The organism is Streptococcus symci (assembly GCF_006385165.1).
Taxonomy (GTDB): Bacteria; Bacillota; Bacilli; order Lactobacillales; family Streptococcaceae; genus Streptococcus; species Streptococcus symci.
The window spans coordinates 614,227-637,353 of record NZ_VFJA01000001.1 but is presented as its reverse complement, the minus strand read 5'-3'; the positions used below and the strand labels follow the sequence as shown (position 1 = coordinate 637,353).

The window sequence follows — 23,127 nt, the reverse complement described above, 5'->3', positions numbered from 1 at the left end:
CTATAACTCCACTAAATCAAATTCCATTCTTTCACAAGCTTTGAAAACAAACGGGGCATGTGTTGCTATGATTATAATTTTTTCCCCGAGTATTTCAACTAGGTCTGTCATAATTTTACTCTGATAATTTAATGATAAAGAAATTTCTGGCTCATCCACTAATAATAAATCTTCTGAACTATAAACAACATTCAATATTAATGTCAATAAACGACGCTCTCCAGACGATAGCATGGACAAATCTAGCTCATCACCATCTTTCTTAGCTAATAGTTCATTATCTTTAAACTTTAAATAAATATTAGTATACTTTTTTAAAATTTTATTAACTTTTTTTATATTAGATAAAATAGTCCTTAATTTATTATCATCAATATCTTTAATTTTTTCATTGTTCTTGTCTATTTGCTTAGTAATCTTACTGACATATTGATTTGCTATATATATTTTTGCTCCTAATAGCTCTTGGATAATTTGTTCTTTTATCCTATCCAATTCCTCAAAATCTGGGGAAATATATTTCGCCGTTCTATTCAATCTTGAAAATAAAATAGCTTTGTATGCACTGAGTAAACTATTTCTTCGAAGATTATACCACTTATTATCATATTTAAAATCTGCAAAACGACGGTGTAAAAAGGAAGTGATATCTTCCACTTGCAAAATCTGGGGAATACTTTCTCCACTATGAAAATTACTTATTCCAAATGATTTTTTCACCTCATAAATAAGTCTTTCTGATTCTTTAAAAAATAGTGTCAACTGCCTTCCTTCGTCACCAATTGACTTTTTTTGTAGTAAATGCTCTACTGTTGTATTAAGCATTCTAAATCTATTACTTGGGAAAAAAGGAATTGTTTCATTATTCTTAACTATCTCTTCACTAATAGTTATAAAATCAACAAATGCTGATCTATTTTTTTCTATAAATTCATTATAAATACTTATTCCATGTTTATGTTTATCATTTAGTAATTCTAAAAACGATGTCCCCTCTATGTAGATGTTTTCCACATTAAATTGTTCAAACAAATCAACAAGTCTATTCTTATTTCTTTCTTTATTAGATAGATCTTGAAGAAGCTTTAATACCCTAGTTTTGCCTGTTCCATTAAAACCAAATAAAACGCTATTCTTATCTATATCAAGCTTAATAGAATTATCATTATCTCTAAATTTAAAAGTTAAATCCATGTTACTTACCCCAACTTATTTAATTTCAAATATAAAAAAACCGTGTCTTTACTCCTAAGTCAAGTGACCTAGGGGCGTAAAAACGCGGTTCCACCCTAATTTATTACTTCATTGTTTTTGAAAATACAACAGAAAGCGCCAGTTCTTTATCTTGCCCTACTTGGCTCCCACTATCCCAAGCTCGCTTGAAGAACGCCATAAGACTTTCTTTCCTGCAGACTATTATATCAGAATTGTAACATACTGTAAATCAAAAACTATAGAAAGATGTATAGTATTCTCTAATCACTTTTTGAAAAAGTTGCAAGTCCAATAACTGACAACAAGAGAGAAATTCCTGAAATACTTAGAATAATAGAAATCATGTTATTCTCACCAGTAGCTGGTAATTGTTGTCCTTCTTTGTTGACTGTAGCTAAAAACACTTGTTGACCACTTCCAGCTAGTGTTTTATTCTCATGCTTAGCTTCTATATTGGAATGATGTATTGCAATTGATGTAGCTTTCTCAATTTTATCATTGCTAATTGAAGGCTTGATAGTTGAGACTTGTCTATTGTGACTTACTAATTTAACTGGTTTCACTTGAGAAACTGGCTTAATCATTACAACTGGTTTAGTTGGATTAGCTGCAATAACTGGCTTAATCGATGCAACTGGTTTAGCCGGACTAACTGGCTTAATCGTTACAACTGGTTTAGCTGGATTAACTGGCTTAATCGGTGCAACTGCTTTAGCTGGATTAACTGGTTTAATCGTTACAACCGGTTTAGCTGGAATAACTGGCTTAATCGTTACAACTGGTTTAGTTGGATTAACTGGCTTAATCGTTACAACTGGTTTAGTTGAAATAACTGGCTTAATCGTTACAACTGGTTTAGTTGGATTAACTGGCTTAATCGTTACAACTGGTTTAGTTGGATTAACTGGCTTAATCGTTACAACTGGTTTAGTTGGATTAACCGGATTAACTGGTGCAACTGGTTTGGTTGGAATCTCTACTTTATTAGCCTTAAGTTTTACAGCCGTCTCTTTTAGAGCATTGATTACTTCATTAATTTCTTCTTGACTAGCTTCTGCATTTTCCAAAAGTAGCTTAGCTTTGTTGAAAATAAGATTATATGAATCTTTCTCCTCTTTGCTAGCTGTCAAAAATCTTGGATCTTTGTCTTGGAACTTCACTTCATCCACGATAACATTTTTTAGGCTCATGAAATCTGTTTCTTTGCCATTCAACTGTTCTTGTGCTTGTAAGAAAGCGGTCAATAGACGGTCGATTTCATCTTGAGTTATCAAATCTTTTGTAATTAATAATGCCAAGAGTTTAAATTCACGATCATATCGACCTTTGCGTTCTTGATCAGAATTTATATATTTACCTTTTTTAACTGTCTCAGCATATGCTTTAATGGCATTCTTCAATGATGTGATATCAGATTCCTTACCATCCAATGTTTGCATAGCAGACTCTAAAGCTTTAACAATTTGGTCAATTTTATCTTGGTTAAGTTTACTTTCCAATGCTAGTTGCGCATCTTTGACACTTTGATCAAAAATCTCTTTTAACTTCTGTTTTGTATTATAATATCTCGGAGTTTTAACTACTTCCATTTGTTTATTTAAAGCTGCAATCAGAGCTAACTTAGAAACAACTGAAAGTGACAAAACATTATTTTTACCAAACAGAACTTTAAATGGTTGAAGATTATCAAGTAATTCATAACCGTTTGATAGATTTACAAGAACTTTATATTCACCAGTAACCACTTTCTTACCATAAGAATGTTTACCATATGTTTCAGCTGGCAAGACTTGACTCTGACCGTCTTCACCTACTAAAGTAATCGTTGTAGTTCCAGGAACAGCTTGATTAAAGCCAACCGTTACTGGGGCATATTTCATTTTGTTAGCCAAGAAGGTAATAGTTTGAAAACTATTTTCTTTCGTTAAATCAAATTCCTTCGATAGAGCACTCACAAATTTCAACTCTGTACGGTCATAGCTAAAAATTTCTGCAACATAATGCCCAAATTTCAAGAAATTAATATCTTTTGACTTATCAACGGTTACATATTGACCTTCGCTATTTTTAATGCGATAAACATAAGTTGTATCAATCTCATCCTTGGTTTTATTGTTTAGTATAGCAATTTTTACACGACCACTATTTTCTTCACCTACAAGATCTTTGAGAGATATAAAATCTACATTTCCCGCAAAGTCTTCTACATAATAGAAGATTTTCGATTTATCAACGTTCTTAGGAAGTGTATAACTACCATCTTCATTTTGTTTGATAATTTGATACTGTTCGATTTCTGAATCTGTCGCCTCTCTATTTTCAGAAGGACGAATATAAAAGACTTTTTCTAGAAGAATTCCACCATTTCCTACATCCTGAGGTTTGCGAGCTATAAATTGTTCTTGATCTTCTTGAGAACGAATATATCCCGAAGTAATCAGAGGTTTTTGTGTATCGATTTGAATTTTAAATGTTGTATATTGTTCCTCAGCTCCAGGGACATCTGGCTTATAACTAATAACATAGTCATAAATTCCATCAGAAACTCGATTTCCATTAGAATCCTGTCCTCCCCAAGCTGTTTTATCTACAATATAACTTCTTGGATTTCTAGTATCGCCATCAAAATAATTTTTTACAAGGTCTGTTGGACGACTTTGCCAAATAGGCTGACTGTGTGTTGTATCCGAAGAAGCATAAACCGTCGCACGAAGATTTACCAAGTTTCTATAGACAAGAGTTTTAAACCGAACAGAATCTTTATTACCATCCTCATTTGGCGAGATAGCAAGGCGGATGTTCCCCTTTTCATCTAATTGAAGATGGTATTTTCCTTCAGCATCTTGTTTCACTCCGAGTACAGTCACTCGACTTCCTTGACGCTCTGCTTTTAAAACATTTACATCATTTTCAGAACTTGTTAAATAAGTTGCATCGTCTGAAGGTGAAATTCCTGGATTATCTTTATCAATTTCAGAGTAAAATCCACTGTTTCCTTCCTTAATCAATTGATAAATTGGTTTTTCAATTGCAGGTAGATTTTGGAATTCTCCCTTAAATCCCATAAATGGTAAACCAATAACAGAACCATCATCTGCAGGATTGACAAATCTAACAAATCCTTCTAGAAAATATCCATTTGGCATTATTTTGCTAAGTTCTTCAGTAAACTTACTTGTATCTACACTAACTGTTACTGTCTTCGTACTATGAGCTTTCACAGTTACTTCAGGCCAGACTGTTTCAGTTAGTTTTCGTGGACGGAGAGTGAATTTCCCTTCTTCAACTTCATCAGTATTTGTATTTACAATCATCTTCAATGTTCGGTCTTTATCCGAAATATTATGAATTGTAACTTCAAAGGTAAATTTATCACCAACATTGCCAAGAGTAACACTTGGATAGTTATTTGCACCTGTTACAAATAGATCTGTGCTTGTTGCAGCCATCGTGTCAACTACACCAGCACCTTGCTGACGTGGAGAAGTATAGGCTCCAGTCTGTTTATTAAAATGTGGTTTTGCAGTAGACATAATTAAAGCTTTTACAATCTCTGAAATTTGACTAGCTGATAATTCAGGATGTTTCTTTGCTAAATATTCTTTGACTAATGCTGCGACACCAGCTACATGAGGAGCCGCCATACTTGTTCCACTGATACTTCCATAGCTATTATCGTTAAATGATGAATAGATATTTCCACCAGGTGCAGTAACATCTGGTTTCAATTGTCCATCTGTTGTAACTCCCCAACTTGAAAAATCTGACAATTGGTCTGCAACATCTGATTTACGATTATCCATCTTGTGATTAAAGACAATTTTATACTGACCAGACTTAAGAATTTCACCATAATGTTTTGAAATAAAGACAGATGGGATTTTCTTAGCATCACCTGTAACAGACATACTAACATTTGCACCTTCAACGTTGTTATAAATTAAAACTCCAGCTGCACCATGTTGAAGAGCATTTTTAATCTTATCAGAAAAATTAATTTTACCACGTTGAATCAGTGCTAACTTGCCTCTTACATCAATATTAGCAAAATCTTCTTCACGACCAATACCCGCTGCTACATATTCGTATTCTTTCCCGTTTTCAAAATCTTTTTCTGTTTCAGGTCTATTAAAATCAAACTTACCATAATCAAGGGTAGCGTCATTTTCTAAACCTTTTACTTCAAAGACTTCAGTAGTTAGAATTTTATTATTAATCGAAGCAACAGAAATTGAATCTTCTACTGTAGAGGGATTTCCGACAAGACCATAATCAGGATTTGCTGCCAATGGTTGTGAAAAACCTCTACCGAAAGTATTACTATTACCAGCAGCAATAACAACAGACACTCCTTTAGCGCGTGCTCTTTTTACTGCATCAATGATATCTGAACCAGCATCTACCGTTGAACCCGCACCTGCACCCAAACTCATATTGATCACATCTGCACCTAATGCAACAGCATCATCAATAGCTTTTACATAAAGGGCAGAGGCTGTAGTTTTATCTCTGTCTGAAAAAACTCTCATAAACATAATTTGAGCTTCTGGCGCCACCCCGTAAACCTTCTCAGAATTCGGTGCTTTATTAACAGGATTTCCAGCTACAATTCCAGTAACGTGCATTCCATGAGACTCTTTTTCAGCCTCTTTTATATTATCAGTTCCATCAAAGTAATCATAAGCATATACTACTTTGTCACTGTACCATTTCCCATAGTCAATACCAGCAGCCTTTTTAGCTTTTTCGATATCATCCTGATTTTTAAATTTCGCCTTTGACGGATCAGAAATACGCAAAACCTCATGATTCAAATCAAGACCTGAATCTATAACAGCGACTACAGTTCCTTGTCCTTTATGTCCTGCTTCCCAGGTTTTAGGGACAGTAATAATTTCATTACTGGAGATACTGTTCGGCTTTTCTTTATGTCCACCTTGAGATAACGACTGTGATTGTATGCTTTCTGAAGAAGAATTACTTTTCACTGCTGATTCTTCCTTCTTCTCTTCACTTTTTATAGCAGTCGTTTCTTTCTGTGTGGTTAAATCCTTGTCTGACTTATTATCTCTATACTCGATAGAATCATCTTGTTTTAATGACTCTATCACTTCTGTTTTTTCTTTCGAAGAAGAATTTAGAGCATTCTTGTCAGCCGTGACTGGTGATGCAAGCTTATTTGAATCATCTAATTTATTAGTCGTTAAAGTACGTGTAACTTGATTGGATGTTTCAAATTTTCCCTCATCGGCACTAACCTGTGCGAAAGCAAATCCGAAAGCAAAGACCGTTAGCAGAAAAATTGTTGCTATTTGGTACTTGTTATGACAAAAATCTTTGCAATCTCCCATAAAATCACTCCTTTTTATTTAAATTAAAAGTATTATATACCAAATTATCTGAAAATTCTATCAAAATATTATTTTGTAACAAAATTGTAATATTAACCAATCCTATCATGAGATTTAAACATAAAAAAATTTAGCCTCGATTAATACAAGACTAAATTTATTTATTGAAAAATTACTTACGATTTAATTAGTTATTCAGCAAAAGTCTTACTGATCACGGTCATAGAATAGTTCATGTGCTTTTAATCGTGAATTAAGCATTTCAGGAACTGTGACAAAGTGATATCCTTGCTCTTTTAGATAATCTATAATCTTTGGTAAAGCATTGACTGTTTCAGCATGGATATCATGCATTAAGATAATCGAACCATTACGAACTTGACGTTGAATCTCTGTCAAAATTGCTGCTTCATTCTTACTCTTCCAATCCAGACTATCCACATCCCACATAATAAAACTCAAATCAAGGCTATTTCGAATGTCGTCTGTAATGGCTCCATAAGGCGGACGCATAAGTTTGGAACTAGAACCCAACACTTTAGTTAGCGCATCCTCAGTATCAGTAATCTGTTTTTTAGCTTCGTCAAGTGAAAGTTTCGAAAGCACTGGATGACTCCAACTATGGTTTCCAATAACATGGCCATCCGATTTCATGCGTTTCAAAATCTCTTCATTTCCAGAAACATTCTTACCTAAAACAAAGAAAGTTGCCTTGATACCATACTTAGAAAGTGTATCTAATGCTTGATTTGTCGTTGCAGGATTTGGTCCATCATCAAAAGTTAGAGCTACCACTTTTTGGTTTTTCTTTTCATAATAAGCCTTATAAAGTTCGGCATCCTTGTCTAATAAATAAGAGGATTGTACTACATCAAAGAAACTAGATACTGGTAAGGCAATCTCATCTAGATTTTCAACTGACTGACTTGGATAAAGGATAATCTGACTATCCTTGTAATCAAAATTCCATCCAGACAAGTCTTGATCAGAGAAGCCTTTAACAACTTGATCAATCTTTTCTTGGTCCAATTTCTTATCCTGTAAGAAAGAGGTGATTTCTTTTAACAACTGCTCTTTGGCTTTACTAGGATCTGAAAATAATTGATCAAGTGTAAAAGGTTTACCATCTTCTGTCAAATGGACTTTTGCCAGACTAGTTTTTTCAGTCTCTTCAACTTTTGACGAAGTTAAATCATAGACTTGTTTCATCACACTTCGGTTAACAATCCCTTTTAAAGTCGAATCCTGTTTCTCCGTATAATAAAAAACTAGATTTTCCTTGTCTTCCAGATTTTCCTTAATATCCTGTGTCATGATTTCTTTTACAGATGAAATCACTTGCTCCCCTTGGAGAGGATAATAGGCAATTACTTCGGCTTGTCCCTTACGAAAATGATCTTTCTGATTTCCCTCACTCAATTGATCATCTTTCTCTTTTTTGAGAGATTCAATCCTTTGTTCAAAACTTTGCTTTGTATATACTTTGTATCCAATCATTGAACCAAGGACACAAATACTTACTGAAAAGATAGCTACTAGGGCTATTAAACCGATTCTCTTTTTATCGTGCTCAACACGATTTGCTCTACTTTTATCCATAGAAATATCATATCAAATTCAGGCTATAATTTCAATGAGAAATAAGTACTATTACTCGTTTTGAACAAAAAAATAGGCTCCATAATATCTATAGGGGGATTTACCCACTACAAATATTATAGAGCCTTTTATTATGTTAGAAACGAATCGTCTCACGTGTTTTTTCGTATGAAGTGACAAAACGGTTGGTTACACCTGGTTCTGCAACTTCCAAAGCTTGCGAAATCTTATCAAATGAAGCATGATAATCAAATTCTTTTTCAAAAATTTCTAATGATTCATTAAAAGCTTCTTGAATTCGTTCATCAAATGAGCGGTAACGGTTCGAATACTGTAGCAATTGTTCTGTCAATGTTGCATATTGAACAATATTATATGTTTCTTCTTCAAGTGCTTCCATATCATTGGTTGTAATTTCAAGCATACGGTTCACAGCTTCGATATTGACCCGAGCTTCTTCTAGTTCAGCCATCAACTCTTCAGTATGGTTACTTGCTGTAAAGAACAACTGTAAGAAATTCTGAGGAATACCTGGAAGATTGCGTTTTTCCATGTATCTCTTAATTGTGTGAAGACGATTAACATAAACATTTGCCTTCTGGCGAGCATTGATATCATCTTTTTCAATCTGAGCAAGACGTTGACTAACTGCAACTTGTTCATCTTCAATTTCTTTCAAAGTCGCTTGTAAGTTTTCCAAACGATCTTCAAGGAATGAATAAGGTTCAGAATGTTCCTCTTGTTCAGAAGTTAATTCCAACACAGATTCTTCCAAAGACTCTAACTCAGCTTGCAATCTATGAACATGACTAACATCCGTTTCAGATAGTAGGTAATTATTACTCAATCGTTGAATATCTTCCACTAAAACAGCATTACTATCTTTCATGTGTTTCAAATATGTAGGAAGTGTTGCAACTAAGCCTTCTACTACTTTTTGAGAAGCGATTTCTCGTGTAAAGATATCATAGAGTGCATTGATTTCTTCTTGAACTTGAGTATTTTCATACTCAGCATTATCCAACTCTAATTGTGCAATATTTTCGTGGTTTTTCTTCAAAGCTTCATAAAGCAATTGGAAGCGAGATTCAATATCCGTTTCAGCAAAATGATAATTAGCATCTAAAAGTTTACGGTAACCGTCTTCCAAATCTTCCAATTGATCAGGTAGCTCTTTAGATAATGTTTTTACAATTGCTGGCAGGCGATCTACTATGTGACTCAAAGCCAAGATATGATTTTCAGCATTATCCAAAATCACAGCAGCTTCTACTGGGTCACCTGAAGTGTTCAAAGTAACAAACTGAGAAAACTCTGATTGGATATTTTCCAATTGTTTTTCGATTTCAGATAAACCTTGGCCATATTCTTCAGAATGATCAGCCACTCGGTGTTGCAACTCTTCAAACAAGTCCAAAGTATGAAGAACACGTCCACTATTTTTAGACTCTTGTTTCTCCAAATCTGCCAAAGCATTACGAATTGCCGCAATATCTTCTTCAATCAAGGTAATTTGACTCTCGATTTGGTCTATTTGATGACTGGCCTTGAAAAAACGGAATGAGTTGTTATAGCCTTCTGCCTCAAAAAGATTATTTTCGATATCCGCAAAAGAGTTAAGAGATAGGTCAACCCATTTTTGGTTCCACTCACGGAAAGTCACTTGACTTTGTCCAATCAAGTGCATATTTTTTACAGCTTCAACTTCATCGTTTACTGGAAGATTGTACAGCTCTTCTTTTTTCTCTTCTAAAATTGCTAATTTACTTTCATTGCGTTTTCGTACGTAGATTGCGATAGCATAGGCAATCACTAAGAAAACTGCAACAGCAATTGCAAGATAAATTACTAGTGTACCAGACATATTAAACTCCTTTTTTACTTGAAACAATCGTAATGATTATATCATATTTTTTAGACCAAGGGAACTACTTCTCCCGATTTTTTAGACATCAAGTGTACTATAGACGGCATTTTCTTCGATAAACTCACGACGAGGCTCTACTCGATCCCCCATCAACATATCAAAGATTTTATCTGCCTCAGCTGCATCATCCACAGAAACTCTGGCCATCAAGCGATGTTCCGGATCCATGGTTGTTTCCCACAATTGGTGGTCATCCATTTCACCCAGACCTTTATACCTCTGAATAGTTGGTTTGGCACGACCTTCACTGTGGCGGGCTAAGGCTTCTTGGAGTTTAATTTCTTGGTCTGCTCCTGGCTGGATATATTCTTTAATCTCGCTTCCAACCTTGACACCATAGATTGGTGGTTGGGCGATATAAACATAACCAGCTTCTAAAATTGGTTTCATATAACGATAAATCAAGGTTAAAAGAAGAGTACGAATGTGGGCTCCATCGACATCGGCATCGGTCATCAAAACAAGTTTTTGGTAACGAGCTTTTGAAACATCAAATTCTGCACCAAATCCTGTTCCCATCGCTGTGAAAAGACTACGAATTTCTTCGTTAGCTAGAATCTTATCCATACTTGCCTTTTCAACGTTCAAAATCTTACCGCGGATTGGAAGAATTGCCTGAAATTCACGGTTACGACCAGATTTGGCTGACCCACCAGCTGAGTCTCCTTCGACGATGAAGAGTTCTGTTTCAGCAGGATTGTTAGAAGAGCAGTCTGCTAGTTTACCTGGAAGGTTGGAAATTTCCAAACCAGATTTTTTACGAGTGACTTCACGCGCACGCTTGGCAGCCACACGAGCTTTGGCAGCCAAAATTCCTTTTTCTACAATGCGTTTTGCAATTTGAGGATTCTCCATAAGGAAATCAGAGAAGGCATCACTGAAGAGACGATTGGTAATTTTGACCACTTCGCTATTCCCCAGTTTTGTCTTGGTCTGTCCTTCAAACTGTGGATTTGGGTGTTTAACCGAGATAACTGCAGTTAATCCTTCGCGGACATCTTCCCCTGTTAGGTTGTCTTCATTGTCTTTCAGTAACTTATTCTTACGAGCATAATCGTTGATGACACGTGTCAAGGCTGTACGGAAACCTTGTTCATGCGTTCCACCTTCATGGGTGTGGATATTATTGGCGAAACTCATGACATTTTCATGGTAACCCGTTGTGTACTGCATGGCTACTTCAACTGTGATATCATCCATCTCACCATCTGTGTAGATTGGTGTATCAAAAATAACATCCTTGTTCTCATTGATATATTCAACGTAGCTAGCAATCCCACCTTCATAGTGGTAATGCTTAGTTTGTTCTAACCCCTCACGCTTATCTGTGATGGAGATTTGAAGACCACGATTTAGAAAGGCCAACTCTTGAATCCGTTTATTTAATTTATCAAAATCAAAAGTTGTTGTTTCAGTGAAAATTTCTGGATCCGGTGTAAAGTGAACTGTTGTTCCCGTCTTATCCGTATCTCCAACCACCTCAAGGTCTGCGACAACATGACCACGACGGTATTCTTGGTAATGAATCTTACCATTTTTGTGGACATGAACGTCTAATTGAGTTGAAAGGGCGTTAACAACTGAGGACCCCACTCCGTGAAGACCACCTGAGACCTTATATCCGCCACCGCCGAATTTTCCTCCAGCGTGAAGAACAGTAAAGACAGTCTCAACGGCAGGTCGACCTGTTTTTTCCTGAATATCGACTGGGATACCACGCCCATCATCAACAACTGTAATCGAATCATCGGGCTCAATAAAGACTTGAATATGGCTAGCAAATCCTGCCAAGGCTTCATCAATTGAGTTATCAACAATTTCCCAGACTAGATGGTGAAGACCTTCTTTTGAGGTCGATCCGATATACATCCCTGGACGCATACGAACAGCCTCTAAGCCCTCTAAAACTTGAATTTGACTGGCATCATAATCTTGTGCCTGCAGATTTTTAATTTCTTCTGTCATCTTATTCCTTTTTCTTACATGTCTAATACTTGTCTTAAATTCACGATACTGGTAAACAAGTGGGTATCGAGTCCAGCAGCTTGCCCTGCTTCGATATCAATCGGCCGATCACCGATGACAAGACCAGAGTTAATTTGATACTTTTCTCTTAAATAAATCATGGACTCAGGATCTGGTTTTCTCTTAAAGCCTGAGTTAGAAGTCACCACTTCTGTAAAATAAGCTGCTATAGAGGTTTTTTCTAAAATTTCCAAGACCTGATCATTTCGATGAGAAACTAAAAAATGACGGGCACCTTGATTTGAGATATCTTCCAATAAACCAGAAACTCCATCAAATAAAATCGGATGTTCTAGCTCTCTGGCTTCATTTTCCTTGTACTTTTCTAAAAAATTCTCTAAGTTGGGAGCGAATGTCTCAATCGCAAAATCAGTAGAAACCTTTAAAGCCTGATAGACACTGTCATGGTCTTGTGTGATGCCATACAATGCCAATGTTTCAACAAATGCAGCTGTTGAAGTTTCGTAATTATCTAGTAAAGTTCCACCTAAATCCCAGATGTAATCGTGATATTTCATACCCTTCATTATAGCATTTTTTTATGAAAAAAGCGATGATTTCCCTGAGTTTTCCACATAAAAAATGCTCTATGATATTTATATAGGATAAATTTCTTATAGATATTATGAAACCTATTTTCTTGTAGAAAAAAGCCCCATATAATCTATAATGAAAAGTAACCAAACCATCATTAGAGAGAATCATATGGAACAATTATATTTTAACACAAAACTACTTTATATTAAAAATCCTAATATCCAATTTATGGATGTTATTAATAAGGGGGGTAACTTCTCAAAGTAAGTTCCACTTGACTGGTATTGAGCCTAGCTTTTCACTAATCTTGTCTTGAAATTTTAAAATAGATTATAAAACCTTACTCAAGAAGTCTTTAGTCCGCTGTTCTTGGGTTTGTTCAAAAATCTGTTCAGGTGTTCCGTCTTCAACAACCACACCGTCTGCCATAAAGATGACACGGTCTGCCACCTCACGAGCAAATCCCATTTCATGTGTTACGATAACCATGGTCATTCCTGACTTAGCTAAGTCTTGCATAACAGCCAACACCTCACCTACCATTTCAGGGTCCAGGGCTGAAGTTGGCTCGTCAAAGAGCAAGACATCAGGTTCCATAGCTAAACCACGCGCGATGGCAATCCGCTGTTGCTGGCCACCTGACAAACTCTGTGGATAAGCAGTTGCCTTATCTGGTAAACCAACTTTTTCCAAAAGTTTCTGAGCTCTCTTCTCTGCAACTTCCTTACTTTCACCTTTGGTCTTGATAGGAGACAAGGTGATATTTTCCATCACAGTCATATTAGGAAAGAGATTAAATTGTTGGAAGACCATGCCCATCTTCTCACGCATAGCAAACAGGTCATTCTTCTTGTCCGTAATATCGACTCCCTCAAAGATAACCTTCCCCTTAGTTGCTTCTTCCAACAAATTCATAGAGCGAAGCAAGGTAGATTTTCCGCTCCCCGAAGGACCGATGATAACGACAACTTCTCCTCTTTTAATCTCGAGGTTGATGCCCTTCAATACTTCATTCTTTCCAAAGGATTTATGTAAATTTTCAATTTTTATCAAGGTTTCTGTCATTATTTCTTATCTCCTTGTCCCATACGTTTTTCAAAAGCTTTCAAGGCTACTGTCAAAATAGAAGTCATAATCAAGTAATAAAAGGCTGCAAATAAAAGTGGTGTTAAAGGTAGATAGGTTGTTGTAGAAACTGTTGTAGCTCCGTTCCACAACTCCATGACACCAATAGCTGATAAAAGAGAACTATCCTTGATAATGGTGATAAATTCGTTCCCCAATGCTGGCAAAATATTTTTGATAGCTTGTGGCAAAATCACATAGCGCATAGCATTTTTAGGACGAATTCCTAAAGAATAGGCCGCCTCTAGCTGACCTTTTGGAACCGCATTAATCCCAGCACGAACAGTCTCAGAAACATAAGCACCACTGTTCATAGAGATAATCAAAATCCCTGGAATCAGACGAGAAAGGTCAACACCTAAAATTCCAACCTGAATAGTCGGAGCATTGATGTGCATAAGGGCAAAGGCAATCATAATCTGAACCATCATCGGTGTCCCACGGAAAATCCAAACGTACAAGTTGGCGAGCCAAACAAACGGTTTAAACTTTGAACGTTGCCCAAAAGCCAAGACAACACCCAAAATAGTTCCCAAAAAGACAACACAGATAGAAATGAGAACCGTCACAACAGCCCCATAGTTAAAATAAGGTAAATACTTAGGTAAAAAAGAAAAATTCATAGTCACACTGCTTTCTAAAATAGAATACTGTATGATTATAACATGGAATGAATTAAAATTCAAATCTTTTGTCTAATTTATTCAAAAAAACTTTAAGCTGGTAGAATTAGCGAGAAATCTTAGTTTTTTCTAGGCAAGTTGGCCTCCTTTATGGTAAAATAGTAACGATAAGAAATGAAGGAGAATCAAAATGGAATCACATTTGGTTAGAATCATCAACCGCCTTGAAGCAATGGCTAAAGACGGCGGAAATTTAAAACGTAATTTTGAACGCGAAGGAGTTGTTGTTGCAGAAGTTGCATACAGCCACGACGAAGAAAACGGCTCAATCTTTACCCTTCGTGATGTCGAAGCTCGCGAAACTTATACGTTTGACAGCATTGACTTGATTGCAATGGAGATTTACGAACTCCTTTACTAATACAAAACAAGCTGGGTTACACCCTGCATGTCTAACCAAAATCCTTTTTGTCTCACAAATAGGATTTTTTTATTCCCTAAAATCACAAAAATTTTCATTGTAACAACTTCTCAAAGCTGCAATCTTTTTACTTGCTTTACACCCCAATCCTGTTATAATGAGAGTATAGAAATTTGACTATTTTTGACCTTTAAACAGGTCAGGCTAAAGAAAGAAATGAGGTAGATGTATGCTTTGTCAAAACTGTAAAATCAATGACTCAACAATTCATCTTTATACCAATCTTAATGGAAAGCAAAAACAAATTGACCTTTGTCAAAACTGCTATAAGATTATCAAGACAGATCCTAACAATAGCCTCTTTAAAGGTATGACGGATCTGAACAATCGTGACTTTGATCCCTTTGGTGATTTCTTCAATGACCTAAACAATTTTAGACCTTCTAACAACACTCCACCGACTCCCCCAACCCAATCAGGTGGAGGTTACGGTGGAAACGGAGGTTATGGTTCCCAAAATCGTGGACCTGCTCAAACTCCTCCACCAAGCCAAGAAAAAGGCCTGCTGGAAGAATTTGGTATCAACGTAACTGAAATTGCCCGTCGTGGAGATATTGACCCCGTTATTGGGCGCGACGATGAGATTATCCGTGTCATCGAAATTCTCAATCGCAGAACCAAGAATAATCCTGTTCTTATCGGTGAACCAGGTGTCGGGAAAACTGCCGTTGTCGAAGGTCTAGCTCAGAAAATCGTTGATGGCGATGTTCCACATAAACTCCAAGGCAAACAAGTCATCCGTCTGGATGTAGTTAGCCTAGTTCAAGGAACGGGTATCCGAGGACAATTTGAAGAACGCATGCAAAAGCTCATGGAAGAAATTCGCAAACGTGAGGATATTATCCTCTTTATCGATGAAATCCATGAAATTGTCGGTGCGGGATCTGCGGGCGATGGCAATATGGATGCAGGAAATATCCTCAAGCCAGCCCTTGCTCGTGGTGAACTGCAACTGGTCGGTGCAACTACCCTCAATGAATACCGCATCATTGAAAAAGATGCTGCCCTAGAACGCCGTATGCAACCTGTTAAGGTCGATGAACCAACAGTGGAAGAAACAATCACTATCCTCAAAGGAATTCAAAAGAAATACGAAGACTACCACCACGTTCAGTATACCGATGCTGCGATTGAAGCAGCTGCAACTCTTTCCAATCGTTACATCCAAGATCGCTTCTTACCTGACAAGGCCATCGACCTCCTGGATGAAGCTGGTTCAAAGATGAACTTGACCTTGAATTTTGTCGATCCTAAAGTAATCGATCAGCGCTTGATTGAGGCTGAAAATCTTAAATCTCAAGCTACACGAGAGGAAGATTTTGAGAAGGCCGCCTACTTCCGCGACCAGATTGCCAAGTATAAGGAAATGCAAAAGAAAAAGGTCACAGACCAAGATACTCCTATCATCAGTGAGAAAACCATTGAGCACATTATCGAGCAGAAAACCAATATCCCTGTTGGTGATTTGAAAGAGAAAGAACAATCTCAACTCATCCATCTAGCTGAAGACCTCAAGTCTCATGTTATTGGCCAAGATGATGCAGTCGATAAGATTGCCAAGGCTATTCGCCGGAATCGTGTCGGTCTCGGTACGCCTAACCGTCCAATTGGAAGCTTCCTCTTTGTCGGACCAACTGGTGTCGGTAAGACAGAACTTTCCAAACAACTGGCCATCGAACTCTTTGGTTCTGCTGACAGCATGATTCGCTTTGACATGAGCGAATACATGGAAAAACACAGCGTGGCTAAGTTGGTCGGCGCCCCTCCAGGTTATGTTGGCTACGATGAGGCTGGGCAGTTAACTGAAAAAGTCCGCCGCAATCCATATTCTCTTATTCTCTTGGATGAAGTAGAGAAAGCCCATCCAGATGTTATGCATATGTTCCTTCAAGTCTTGGACGATGGTCGTTTGACAGATGGGCAAGGACGTACCGTTAGCTTCAAGGACGCTATCATCATCATGACTTCAAATGCAGGTACAGGTAAGGCAGAAGCCAGCGTTGGATTTGGGGCCGCTCGCGAAGGACGTACCAATTCTGTTCTCGGTGAACTCGGTAACTTCTTTAGCCCAGAGTTTATGAACCGTTTTGATGGTATTATCGAATTTAAGGCTCTCAGCAAGGACAACCTCCTTCAGATTGTCGAGCTTATGCTAGCAGACGTTAACAAGCGCCTTTCTAGCAACAACATTCATTTGGATGTAACTGACAAGGTCAAGGAAAAATTAGTTGACCTCGGCTATGATCCAAAAATGGGAGCACGCCCACTTCGTCGTACTATTCAAGACTATATTGAGGACGCAATCACTGACTACTACCTTGAAAATCCAAGCGAAAAAAACCTCAAAGCAGTTATGACCAGCAAGGGCAAGATTCAAATTAAGTCTGCCAAAAAAGCTGAAGTAAAAACTTCTGAAAAAGAAGTATAAATCCTACAGAAAAGGAATAGAAAATGAAAATTTTCTGCTCCTTTTTATTAAAATAACTATAAATTCTTGACAGCTCGGTCTTTGTCCATTAAGATAATAATAAAGATAATAAATAATGAGGAAAATCCAATGGCAAACCCAACTTTCGGAGAAAAGAAAGCAAATACAGACTATGTTTCACGCTATGGCGTATATGCAGTTATCCCTGATGCTGAACAAAAACAAATTGTTCTTGTTCAAGCACCTAATGGTGCTTGGTTCCTACCAGGTGGTGAAATTGAAACAGGTGAAAATCATCAAGAAGCCCTAAAGCGTGAATTGATTGAAGAGCTTGGCTTTACAGCTGAAATTGGTACCTATTACGGACAAGCTGACGAATATTTCTATTCTCGTCACCGTGACACCTACTACTACAATCCTGCCTACCTCTATGAAGCGATTTCTTTCAAAGAAGTGCAAAAGCCACTAGAAGACTTTAATCATATTGCCTGGTTCCCTATTGATGAGGCTATTGAAAACCTCAAACGTGGTAGCCATAAATGGGCTATCGAATCTTGGAAAAAACAGCATAAGATTGGCTAAATCAAGCTACTTTATTCAAAAAGTGCTATAATAGAATTAGAAAATCGGAGGAAATGTTATGAAGCTTATCAATACAACAAACTCACACTCGCAACTTGTAAAAAGCCAGCTAGAAAGTACAGATGCAACCCTTGTTGAAGTTTATTCTGCAGGTAATACAGATGTTATTTTTACCCAAGCTCCGCTTCACTATGAAATCCTCATCTCAAACAAACACCGCGCTATTCGCGAACCTGAAATCGAAGCTATTCAAGAATTTTTCTTGAAACGTAAAATTGATAAGGACTCTATTGATGAAGCCAATATCAAAACCCTCTATTCAGAAAAATTAATTGGAATTTCGATTCCAACCAAATAAAATCTTGGAGAGATTAGAAAGTGCTTTAAACCTTATGGAACAAAATTGGGTTTATTTAGCTTTTTAAATCATCTCCAATTTTTTATCTTGAAATCCTATCATACACAATTTTATAGGTAACAAAGGAGACAAGCATGGGAGACATGATATATCGAGAGGCAAGACTTGAAGAATACGAAAAAATTGGAAAACTATTAGCCAATTCCTTTCTTGACTATCCCTTTTTAACGATTATAAGGGATGATTTAAAGAAGCCTGATTATTATCCTAATTTTGTAGAAACATTACAAACAATGCTTACCAGAGTCTATATTAAAAAAGGAAACTGTTTAGTTGCGGAACAAGATGGAGAATTACGTGCAGTCGCCCTTTTGCAACAAAAGGATTTCTGTATACTATCCTATCTACAAAATGGCGGAACAAACATTTTTCGCTACATTCGACCACGAAATCTTTTTAAATACTTTGACTTTGTAAAACGTTCCAAAAAGCACTTAGAACAATCAGGAGAGTTTGATTGGTATTTGATGGCTTTAGCTGTTAATACAGCAAGTAAGGGACAGGGAATAGGCAGTACTTTTCTGACACAAGGGATTGAACCTTATGTCAAATCAAAAGGCTGTAAACACTTGGGACTCATAACCAGTACAGCTAGAAATTCCTCATTCTACGAGAAAAACGATTATGTATTACTGGACCATATGGACTTAAAATACGGGTCAAAATCAATTGGTAACTGGGCATTTTTGAAAACAATGAATAAATTATAACAGGCCAGCAATTTGCTGACCTATTAAAAAGGATAGCTCATATTTACAAAAACCAACGTTCAAAACGTTGGTTTTCTTATCTATTTTACTGCTTCTTTCAAAGCATCTACCTTGTCCAAACGTTCCCATGGAAGGTCAATATCTGTACGTCCCATGTGTCCATAAGCCGCTGTTTGACGGTAAATTGGACGCTTAAGGTCCAGCATTTGGATAATTCCTGCAGGACGAAGGTCAAAGATTTGACGAGCAGCTTTTTCAAGTTTGCTTTCAGCTACTGTTCCTGTACCGAAGGTATCGATACGAACAGAAACAGGCTGGGCAACACCGATAGCATAGGCCAATTGCACTTCTGCCTTCTTAGCAAGGCCTGCTGCAACGATATTCTTGGCAATATAACGAGCAGCATAAGAGGCTGAACGGTCCACCTTAGTCGCATCCTTACCAGAGAAGGCACCACCACCATGACGAGAGTAGCCACCATAAGTATCTACGATGATCTTACGACCAGTCAAACCTGAGTCCCCTTGCGGTCCACCGATTACAAAACGACCAGTAGGATTGATGAAGAATTTGGTTTGCTCATCCAAGTAAGAGGCTGGAATAACTTCTTTGATAACCTTGTTAATGACATCATTGTGAATTTGTTCGTTGCTGACTTCTGGATCGTGCTGAGTTGAAATAACAACTGTGTCCACACGTACTGGACGATCATTTTCATCATACTCAACTGTAACTTGTGATTTAGCGTCTGGGCGAAGATAGCTAATTTCCCCAGACTTACGAAGATCTGCTAAACGACGAACCAACTTGTGGCTGAGTGAAATTGGCAATGGCATGAGCTCTTCTGTTTCATCCACTGCAAATCCAAACATGAGCCCTTGGTCACCAGCACCAATCAAATCAAGCGGATCTTGGTCTGCATTCCCACGAACCTCCAAGGCTTCGTTAACACCTTGGGCAATGTCAGGAGATTGTTCTACCAAAGATGGATGTACTCCTACAGTCTCAGCAGAAAATCCATATTCTGTATTGGTATAGCCAATCTCTGCAATGGTATCACGAACCACACGGTTAATATCTACATAGGCATTTGTAGAAATTTCACCAAAAACGTGGACGGAACCAGTATATACAGCTGTCTCAGCAGCAACGTGCGCCTCTGGATCCTTAGCTAAAATAGCATCCAAAATCGCATCTGAAATTTGGTCTGCAATCTTATCCGGATGCCCCTCAGATACAGATTCAGACGTGAATAATTTACGTTCTGACATAAAAATGTCCCCCCTTAAAAATAGTGTTATAGAGTTACAAAGTACTGATAGGTATTTTTATTCTATAAGAGTTACGACGCAAAAGAAATAAAAACGATACTTTTTTATTTCTGAAGCTAGTAAGGCGCATAGGATGACCGCACTATAGCGGGAACCGTATGGAGCCGTCAGTCTTTGCGAATTACAAAGTACTGATAGGAAAACTCTTAGTGATAAATACCTACCATCTTATCGGGACTATATAACTTTATCATTATACCATTTTTTAGCGCAATTTGCAGTCTTTAATGTAGTGTTTCTGTTTAGATAGTTCGTTCTCATAAATAAAAAAAAAATTGGAGCTCAGTACTCCAACTTTTTCTATTAAAATGTTTGGCGTTTTGCTTTACGCTCAGCACGACCGCGAGCACGATTTTCAGCACGCTTGGTCTTGCGACGTTTTTCATCAACCGCCCATTTAATTTTTTTCTTATAACCTGGTTTGACTTTTTTCTTTTTCTTTTTAACCAAACCAATCATTTCGATATCAAGTTTATCTTGTTTTTTCTCACGGTTGGCACGACGATCACGGTCATAAGTATCTTGAAATTCCCCGTCTTTGACCATCTTAGGAGTAAACTTGATTCCCAATTTCTCCAACTCACGGATATCCGAGTCATCACTTGGCTGATAAAGAGTAATAGCTGTACCTGGTAGGCCATTTCTTCCAGTACGACCAACTCGATGAACAAAGAAGGACAAATCTTGCGGAATGGCATCATTGATGACATGGCTGACACCTTCAATGTCAATTCCACGCGCTGCCAAATCTGTTGCGACAATATACTCAAAATCCAGATTTTTCACCTGGTTCATGATACGTTTGCGCTCACGAGGGGCAATATCCCCATGGATTTTTGCCACCTTCAAGCCTTGAGCAGTCAGATATGAATGCAATTCATCAGCACGCGTTTTAGTGTTAACAAAAATCATTGCCAAATACGGTTGCATCAACAGAGTCAACTGGTAAATTTGAGCATTCTTATCTCGGCCCTTGGTCGAAATCAACCAATTATCAATGGTATCGGAAATGACCGTTTTGGTCTTGATTTTCTCCATGACAGGATTTGACAAGTATTTTTTCAAGAATGGTTGCAACTTTTGTGGAATAGTCGCTGAGAAGACCATGAATTGCAAATCTTTTGGAAGACTTCCAGCAATCTTATCAACAGTTTCTAAGAATCCCATATCCAAGGTCATGTCTGCCTCATCAATCACAAAGGTCTTGGCCTTGTGAATAGCCAAATCACCAGATTTAACCAAGTCGTAGATACGGCCTGGTGTTCCGATAACAATATGAGGTTGATTGCTTGCCAATTTGTCAATCTGGCGAGCCTTATCTGTACCACCCACATAGTTAACCACACGAACTTCCACTTCTGAGTGGGCTGCAATCTGACGAGCTGCTTGATAAATCTGAGTAGCCAACTCACGGCTTGGTGCCGTAATCACCGCCTGTACACTATCACTAGCTTCATCTAGTTGCTGGAAAATTGGTAACAAGAAAGTATGAGTCTTACCTGAACCTGTTTTTGATTCACCGACTAGGTCACGACCTGCCAAGACAATCGGAATCAACTTATCTTGCACCTCTGTTGGAGTTGTAAATTTTAACTCCTCCAAGGCTTCTCTAATATAGTTTTTAAATTGAAATTTCGTAAATGACATAATATCCTCGATTCTATCTATCTTTTCAATTATACCATATTTTATTCCATTTCAGTAGTCTCACTTATTTAGGCTATTTCCAGTAGCTTTTCTAGTCAGAAAAAGGCTGGAATTTCATGATTCCAACCTCTTTTCATACTCAATGAAAATCAAAGAGCAAACTAGGAAACTAGCCGCAGGTTGCTCAAAACAGTGTTTTGAGGTTGCGGATAGAACTGACGAAGTCAGTAACATCTATACGGCAAGGAGACGTTGACGTGGTTTGAAGAGATTTTCAAAGAGTATCAGTTATTATTTCCAGTTTAAAATAGCATTCAAGCCATAGTGATCACTCACTTGTGGACTCTTGTTACCATCAAATACGACATGTAAATTTTCCACCGCTAACTCCTTGGTAGTAAAAACATAGTCGATTCGAAGGGGTTCTGTGTTCCCCTTCCAGCCATCAATTTCTGGTGGAACAGTATAGCTACCACTTTTATCTTGAGCAACTTCAAATGCGTCTTGTAAGCTTAATGGACTAGCTAAAATAGCTTGGTAACCTTCCTGACCAGCTGGGTTGTTGAAATCTCCAGCTAGTAAAAGTGGCTTGTTCAATTCTTTCAAGACAGCCTCAAATCGTGCCCATTCTTCTTGGAAACCTTTATCCCACCAAGAAAGGTGGACACTTGCAACTGCAAGCTCCTTACCATCAACTACAGTTTCAGCCAGGGCGACACGGCGAGTATGATAGTCTGTTGGATCATCCACATCTGAAACCAAAATTTCTCTTGCTTCAATAGGTGTTTTAGACAAGATAGCCACACCTTCATGGTAGCGGTCATAACCGATATGGTTATAGGCCCAAGTCCAGTAGTAATCTTTTCCTTGCTCTGACAACTTTTCAACCAAAAGTCTAACATAATGGTCTTGATGAATAGGCTCAGCAGCTGGCAAAGCTTGATAAAGGTCATTAACCTCCACCTCTGGCGAAGTAATCTCCTGATTGATTTCTTGGAAACATATCAAATCATAGTCTTTATCAAGAATATCTTCAAGCAAGAGCTGGAATTTTTCCTCGGCTTCTTTTTCCATCCAGCTATGAGTATTGAGTGTTAAAAATTTCATGCTTTTCTCCCAAAACAAGAG

At 37.5% G+C, this 23,127-nt stretch carries 16 protein-coding genes; 5 read left to right on the top strand and 11 right to left on the bottom strand.

Going from position 1 to position 23,127, the window contains the following annotated elements; genetic code table 11:
* The 8 genes from FJN11_RS02995 to FJN11_RS02955 form a co-directional block, all read right to left on the bottom strand.
* On the bottom strand, nt 1–1,194 hold the full coding sequence (locus FJN11_RS02995) for an AAA family ATPase (RefSeq protein ID WP_049552106.1): 1,194 nt from the start codon (nt 1,192–1,194) through the stop codon (nt 1–3).
* A gap of 281 nt (nt 1,195–1,475) precedes the next feature.
* Nucleotides 1,476–6,566 carry a S8 family serine peptidase gene (locus FJN11_RS02990; RefSeq protein ID WP_140224017.1) on the bottom strand — a complete coding sequence of 1,697 codons (5,091 nt, stop codon included), beginning with the start codon at nt 6,564–6,566 and terminating at the stop codon, nt 1,476–1,478.
* A 207-nt stretch (nt 6,567–6,773) separates the two neighbouring features.
* On the bottom strand, nt 6,774–8,165 hold the full coding sequence (gene pgdA, locus FJN11_RS02985) for a peptidoglycan-N-acetylglucosamine deacetylase PgdA (protein WP_140224016.1): 1,392 nt from the start codon (nt 8,163–8,165) through the stop codon (nt 6,774–6,776).
* Nucleotides 8,166–8,301: 136 nt separating this feature from the next.
* A complete protein-coding gene (gene ezrA, locus FJN11_RS02980; RefSeq protein ID WP_140224015.1) occupies nt 8,302–10,029 on the bottom strand; it encodes a septation ring formation regulator EzrA in 1,728 nt (575 codons plus the stop codon).
* An 81-nt stretch (nt 10,030–10,110) separates the two neighbouring features.
* Nucleotides 10,111–12,057, bottom strand: a complete 1,947-nt coding sequence (gene gyrB, locus FJN11_RS02975; protein WP_000134040.1) for a DNA topoisomerase (ATP-hydrolyzing) subunit B — start codon at nt 12,055–12,057, stop codon at nt 10,111–10,113.
* A gap of 14 nt (nt 12,058–12,071) precedes the next feature.
* Nucleotides 12,072–12,635: an HAD family hydrolase gene (locus FJN11_RS02970; RefSeq protein WP_049552627.1), complete on the bottom strand. Its 564-nt coding sequence runs from the start codon at nt 12,633–12,635 to the stop codon at nt 12,072–12,074.
* Between the two features lie 349 nt (nt 12,636–12,984).
* Nucleotides 12,985–13,719, bottom strand: a complete 735-nt coding sequence (locus FJN11_RS02960) for an amino acid ABC transporter ATP-binding protein (protein ID WP_033681390.1) — start codon at nt 13,717–13,719, stop codon at nt 12,985–12,987.
* The gene (locus FJN11_RS02955; RefSeq protein ID WP_033686685.1) at nt 13,719–14,402 is read right to left on the bottom strand and encodes an amino acid ABC transporter permease; all 684 of its coding nucleotides are present in this window, start codon (nt 14,400–14,402) and stop codon (nt 13,719–13,721) included. Before FJN11_RS02955 ends, FJN11_RS02960 begins: the two co-directional genes overlap by 1 nt.
* A 190-nt stretch (nt 14,403–14,592) precedes the next feature.
* Between FJN11_RS02955 and FJN11_RS02950 the strand changes: the two genes are divergently transcribed.
* From FJN11_RS02950 to FJN11_RS02930, 5 genes are all read left to right on the top strand, one after another.
* Nucleotides 14,593–14,823 carry a DUF1797 family protein gene (locus tag FJN11_RS02950; RefSeq protein WP_000443570.1) on the top strand — a complete coding sequence of 77 codons (231 nt, stop codon included), beginning with the start codon at nt 14,593–14,595 and terminating at the stop codon, nt 14,821–14,823.
* A 229-nt stretch (nt 14,824–15,052) separates the two neighbouring features.
* A complete protein-coding gene (locus FJN11_RS02945; protein WP_140224014.1) occupies nt 15,053–17,311 on the top strand; it encodes an ATP-dependent Clp protease ATP-binding subunit in 2,259 nt (752 codons plus the stop codon).
* Nucleotides 17,312–17,440: 129 nt separating this feature from the next.
* Nucleotides 17,441–17,893: an NUDIX hydrolase gene (locus FJN11_RS02940; RefSeq protein WP_115904774.1), complete on the top strand. Its 453-nt coding sequence runs from the start codon at nt 17,441–17,443 to the stop codon at nt 17,891–17,893.
* Nucleotides 17,894–17,951: 58 nt separating this feature from the next.
* Nucleotides 17,952–18,251: a DUF1827 family protein gene (locus FJN11_RS02935; protein ID WP_000767189.1), complete on the top strand. Its 300-nt coding sequence runs from the start codon at nt 17,952–17,954 to the stop codon at nt 18,249–18,251.
* Between the two features lie 134 nt (nt 18,252–18,385).
* Nucleotides 18,386–19,021 carry a GNAT family N-acetyltransferase gene (locus tag FJN11_RS02930; protein ID WP_049487801.1) on the top strand — a complete coding sequence of 212 codons (636 nt, stop codon included), beginning with the start codon at nt 18,386–18,388 and terminating at the stop codon, nt 19,019–19,021.
* 80 nt (nt 19,022–19,101) lie between these two features.
* Here FJN11_RS02930 and metK read toward each other — a convergent pair whose 3' ends face one another.
* The 3 genes from metK to FJN11_RS02910 all read right to left on the bottom strand — a co-directional run bounded on the left by metK (nt 19,102) and on the right by FJN11_RS02910 (nt 23,106).
* A complete protein-coding gene (gene metK, locus FJN11_RS02925) occupies nt 19,102–20,292 on the bottom strand; it encodes a methionine adenosyltransferase (protein ID WP_140224013.1) in 1,191 nt (396 codons plus the stop codon).
* A 363-nt stretch (nt 20,293–20,655) separates the two neighbouring features.
* A complete protein-coding gene (locus FJN11_RS02915; protein WP_049552617.1) occupies nt 20,656–21,999 on the bottom strand; it encodes a DEAD/DEAH box helicase in 1,344 nt (447 codons plus the stop codon).
* A gap of 291 nt (nt 22,000–22,290) precedes the next feature.
* Nucleotides 22,291–23,106: an endonuclease/exonuclease/phosphatase family protein gene (locus tag FJN11_RS02910; protein WP_140224012.1), complete on the bottom strand. Its 816-nt coding sequence runs from the start codon at nt 23,104–23,106 to the stop codon at nt 22,291–22,293.
* Nucleotides 23,107–23,127 lie beyond the last annotated feature (21 nt).

Coding starts and splice junctions, on each gene's coding strand:
- ezrA (WP_140224015.1), bottom strand. CDS start 10,029: ATGTCTGGTACACTAGTAATTTATCTTGCAATTGCTGTTGCAGTTTTC.
- FJN11_RS02935 (WP_000767189.1), top strand. CDS start 17,952: ATGAAGCTTATCAATACAACAAACTCACACTCGCAACTTGTAAAAAGC.
- FJN11_RS02930 (WP_049487801.1), top strand. CDS start 18,386: ATGGGAGACATGATATATCGAGAGGCAAGACTTGAAGAATACGAAAAA.
- FJN11_RS02955 (WP_033686685.1), bottom strand. CDS start 14,402: ATGAATTTTTCTTTTTTACCTAAGTATTTACCTTATTTTAACTATGGG.
- FJN11_RS02940 (WP_115904774.1), top strand. CDS start 17,441: ATGGCAAACCCAACTTTCGGAGAAAAGAAAGCAAATACAGACTATGTT.
- FJN11_RS02915 (WP_049552617.1), bottom strand. CDS start 21,999: ATGTCATTTACGAAATTTCAATTTAAAAACTATATTAGAGAAGCCTTG.
- FJN11_RS02995 (WP_049552106.1), bottom strand. CDS start 1,194: ATGGATTTAACTTTTAAATTTAGAGATAATGATAATTCTATTAAGCTT.
- pgdA (WP_140224016.1), bottom strand. CDS start 8,165: ATGGATAAAAGTAGAGCAAATCGTGTTGAGCACGATAAAAAGAGAATC.
- FJN11_RS02945 (WP_140224014.1), top strand. CDS start 15,053: ATGCTTTGTCAAAACTGTAAAATCAATGACTCAACAATTCATCTTTAT.
- metK (WP_140224013.1), bottom strand. CDS start 20,292: ATGTCAGAACGTAAATTATTCACGTCTGAATCTGTATCTGAGGGGCAT.
- FJN11_RS02970 (WP_049552627.1), bottom strand. CDS start 12,635: ATGAAATATCACGATTACATCTGGGATTTAGGTGGAACTTTACTAGAT.
- FJN11_RS02910 (WP_140224012.1), bottom strand. CDS start 23,106: ATGAAATTTTTAACACTCAATACTCATAGCTGGATGGAAAAAGAAGCC.
- FJN11_RS02990 (WP_140224017.1), bottom strand. CDS start 6,566: ATGGGAGATTGCAAAGATTTTTGTCATAACAAGTACCAAATAGCAACA.
- gyrB (WP_000134040.1), bottom strand. CDS start 12,057: ATGACAGAAGAAATTAAAAATCTGCAGGCACAAGATTATGATGCCAGT.
- FJN11_RS02960 (WP_033681390.1), bottom strand. CDS start 13,719: ATGACAGAAACCTTGATAAAAATTGAAAATTTACATAAATCCTTTGGA.
- FJN11_RS02950 (WP_000443570.1), top strand. CDS start 14,593: ATGGAATCACATTTGGTTAGAATCATCAACCGCCTTGAAGCAATGGCT.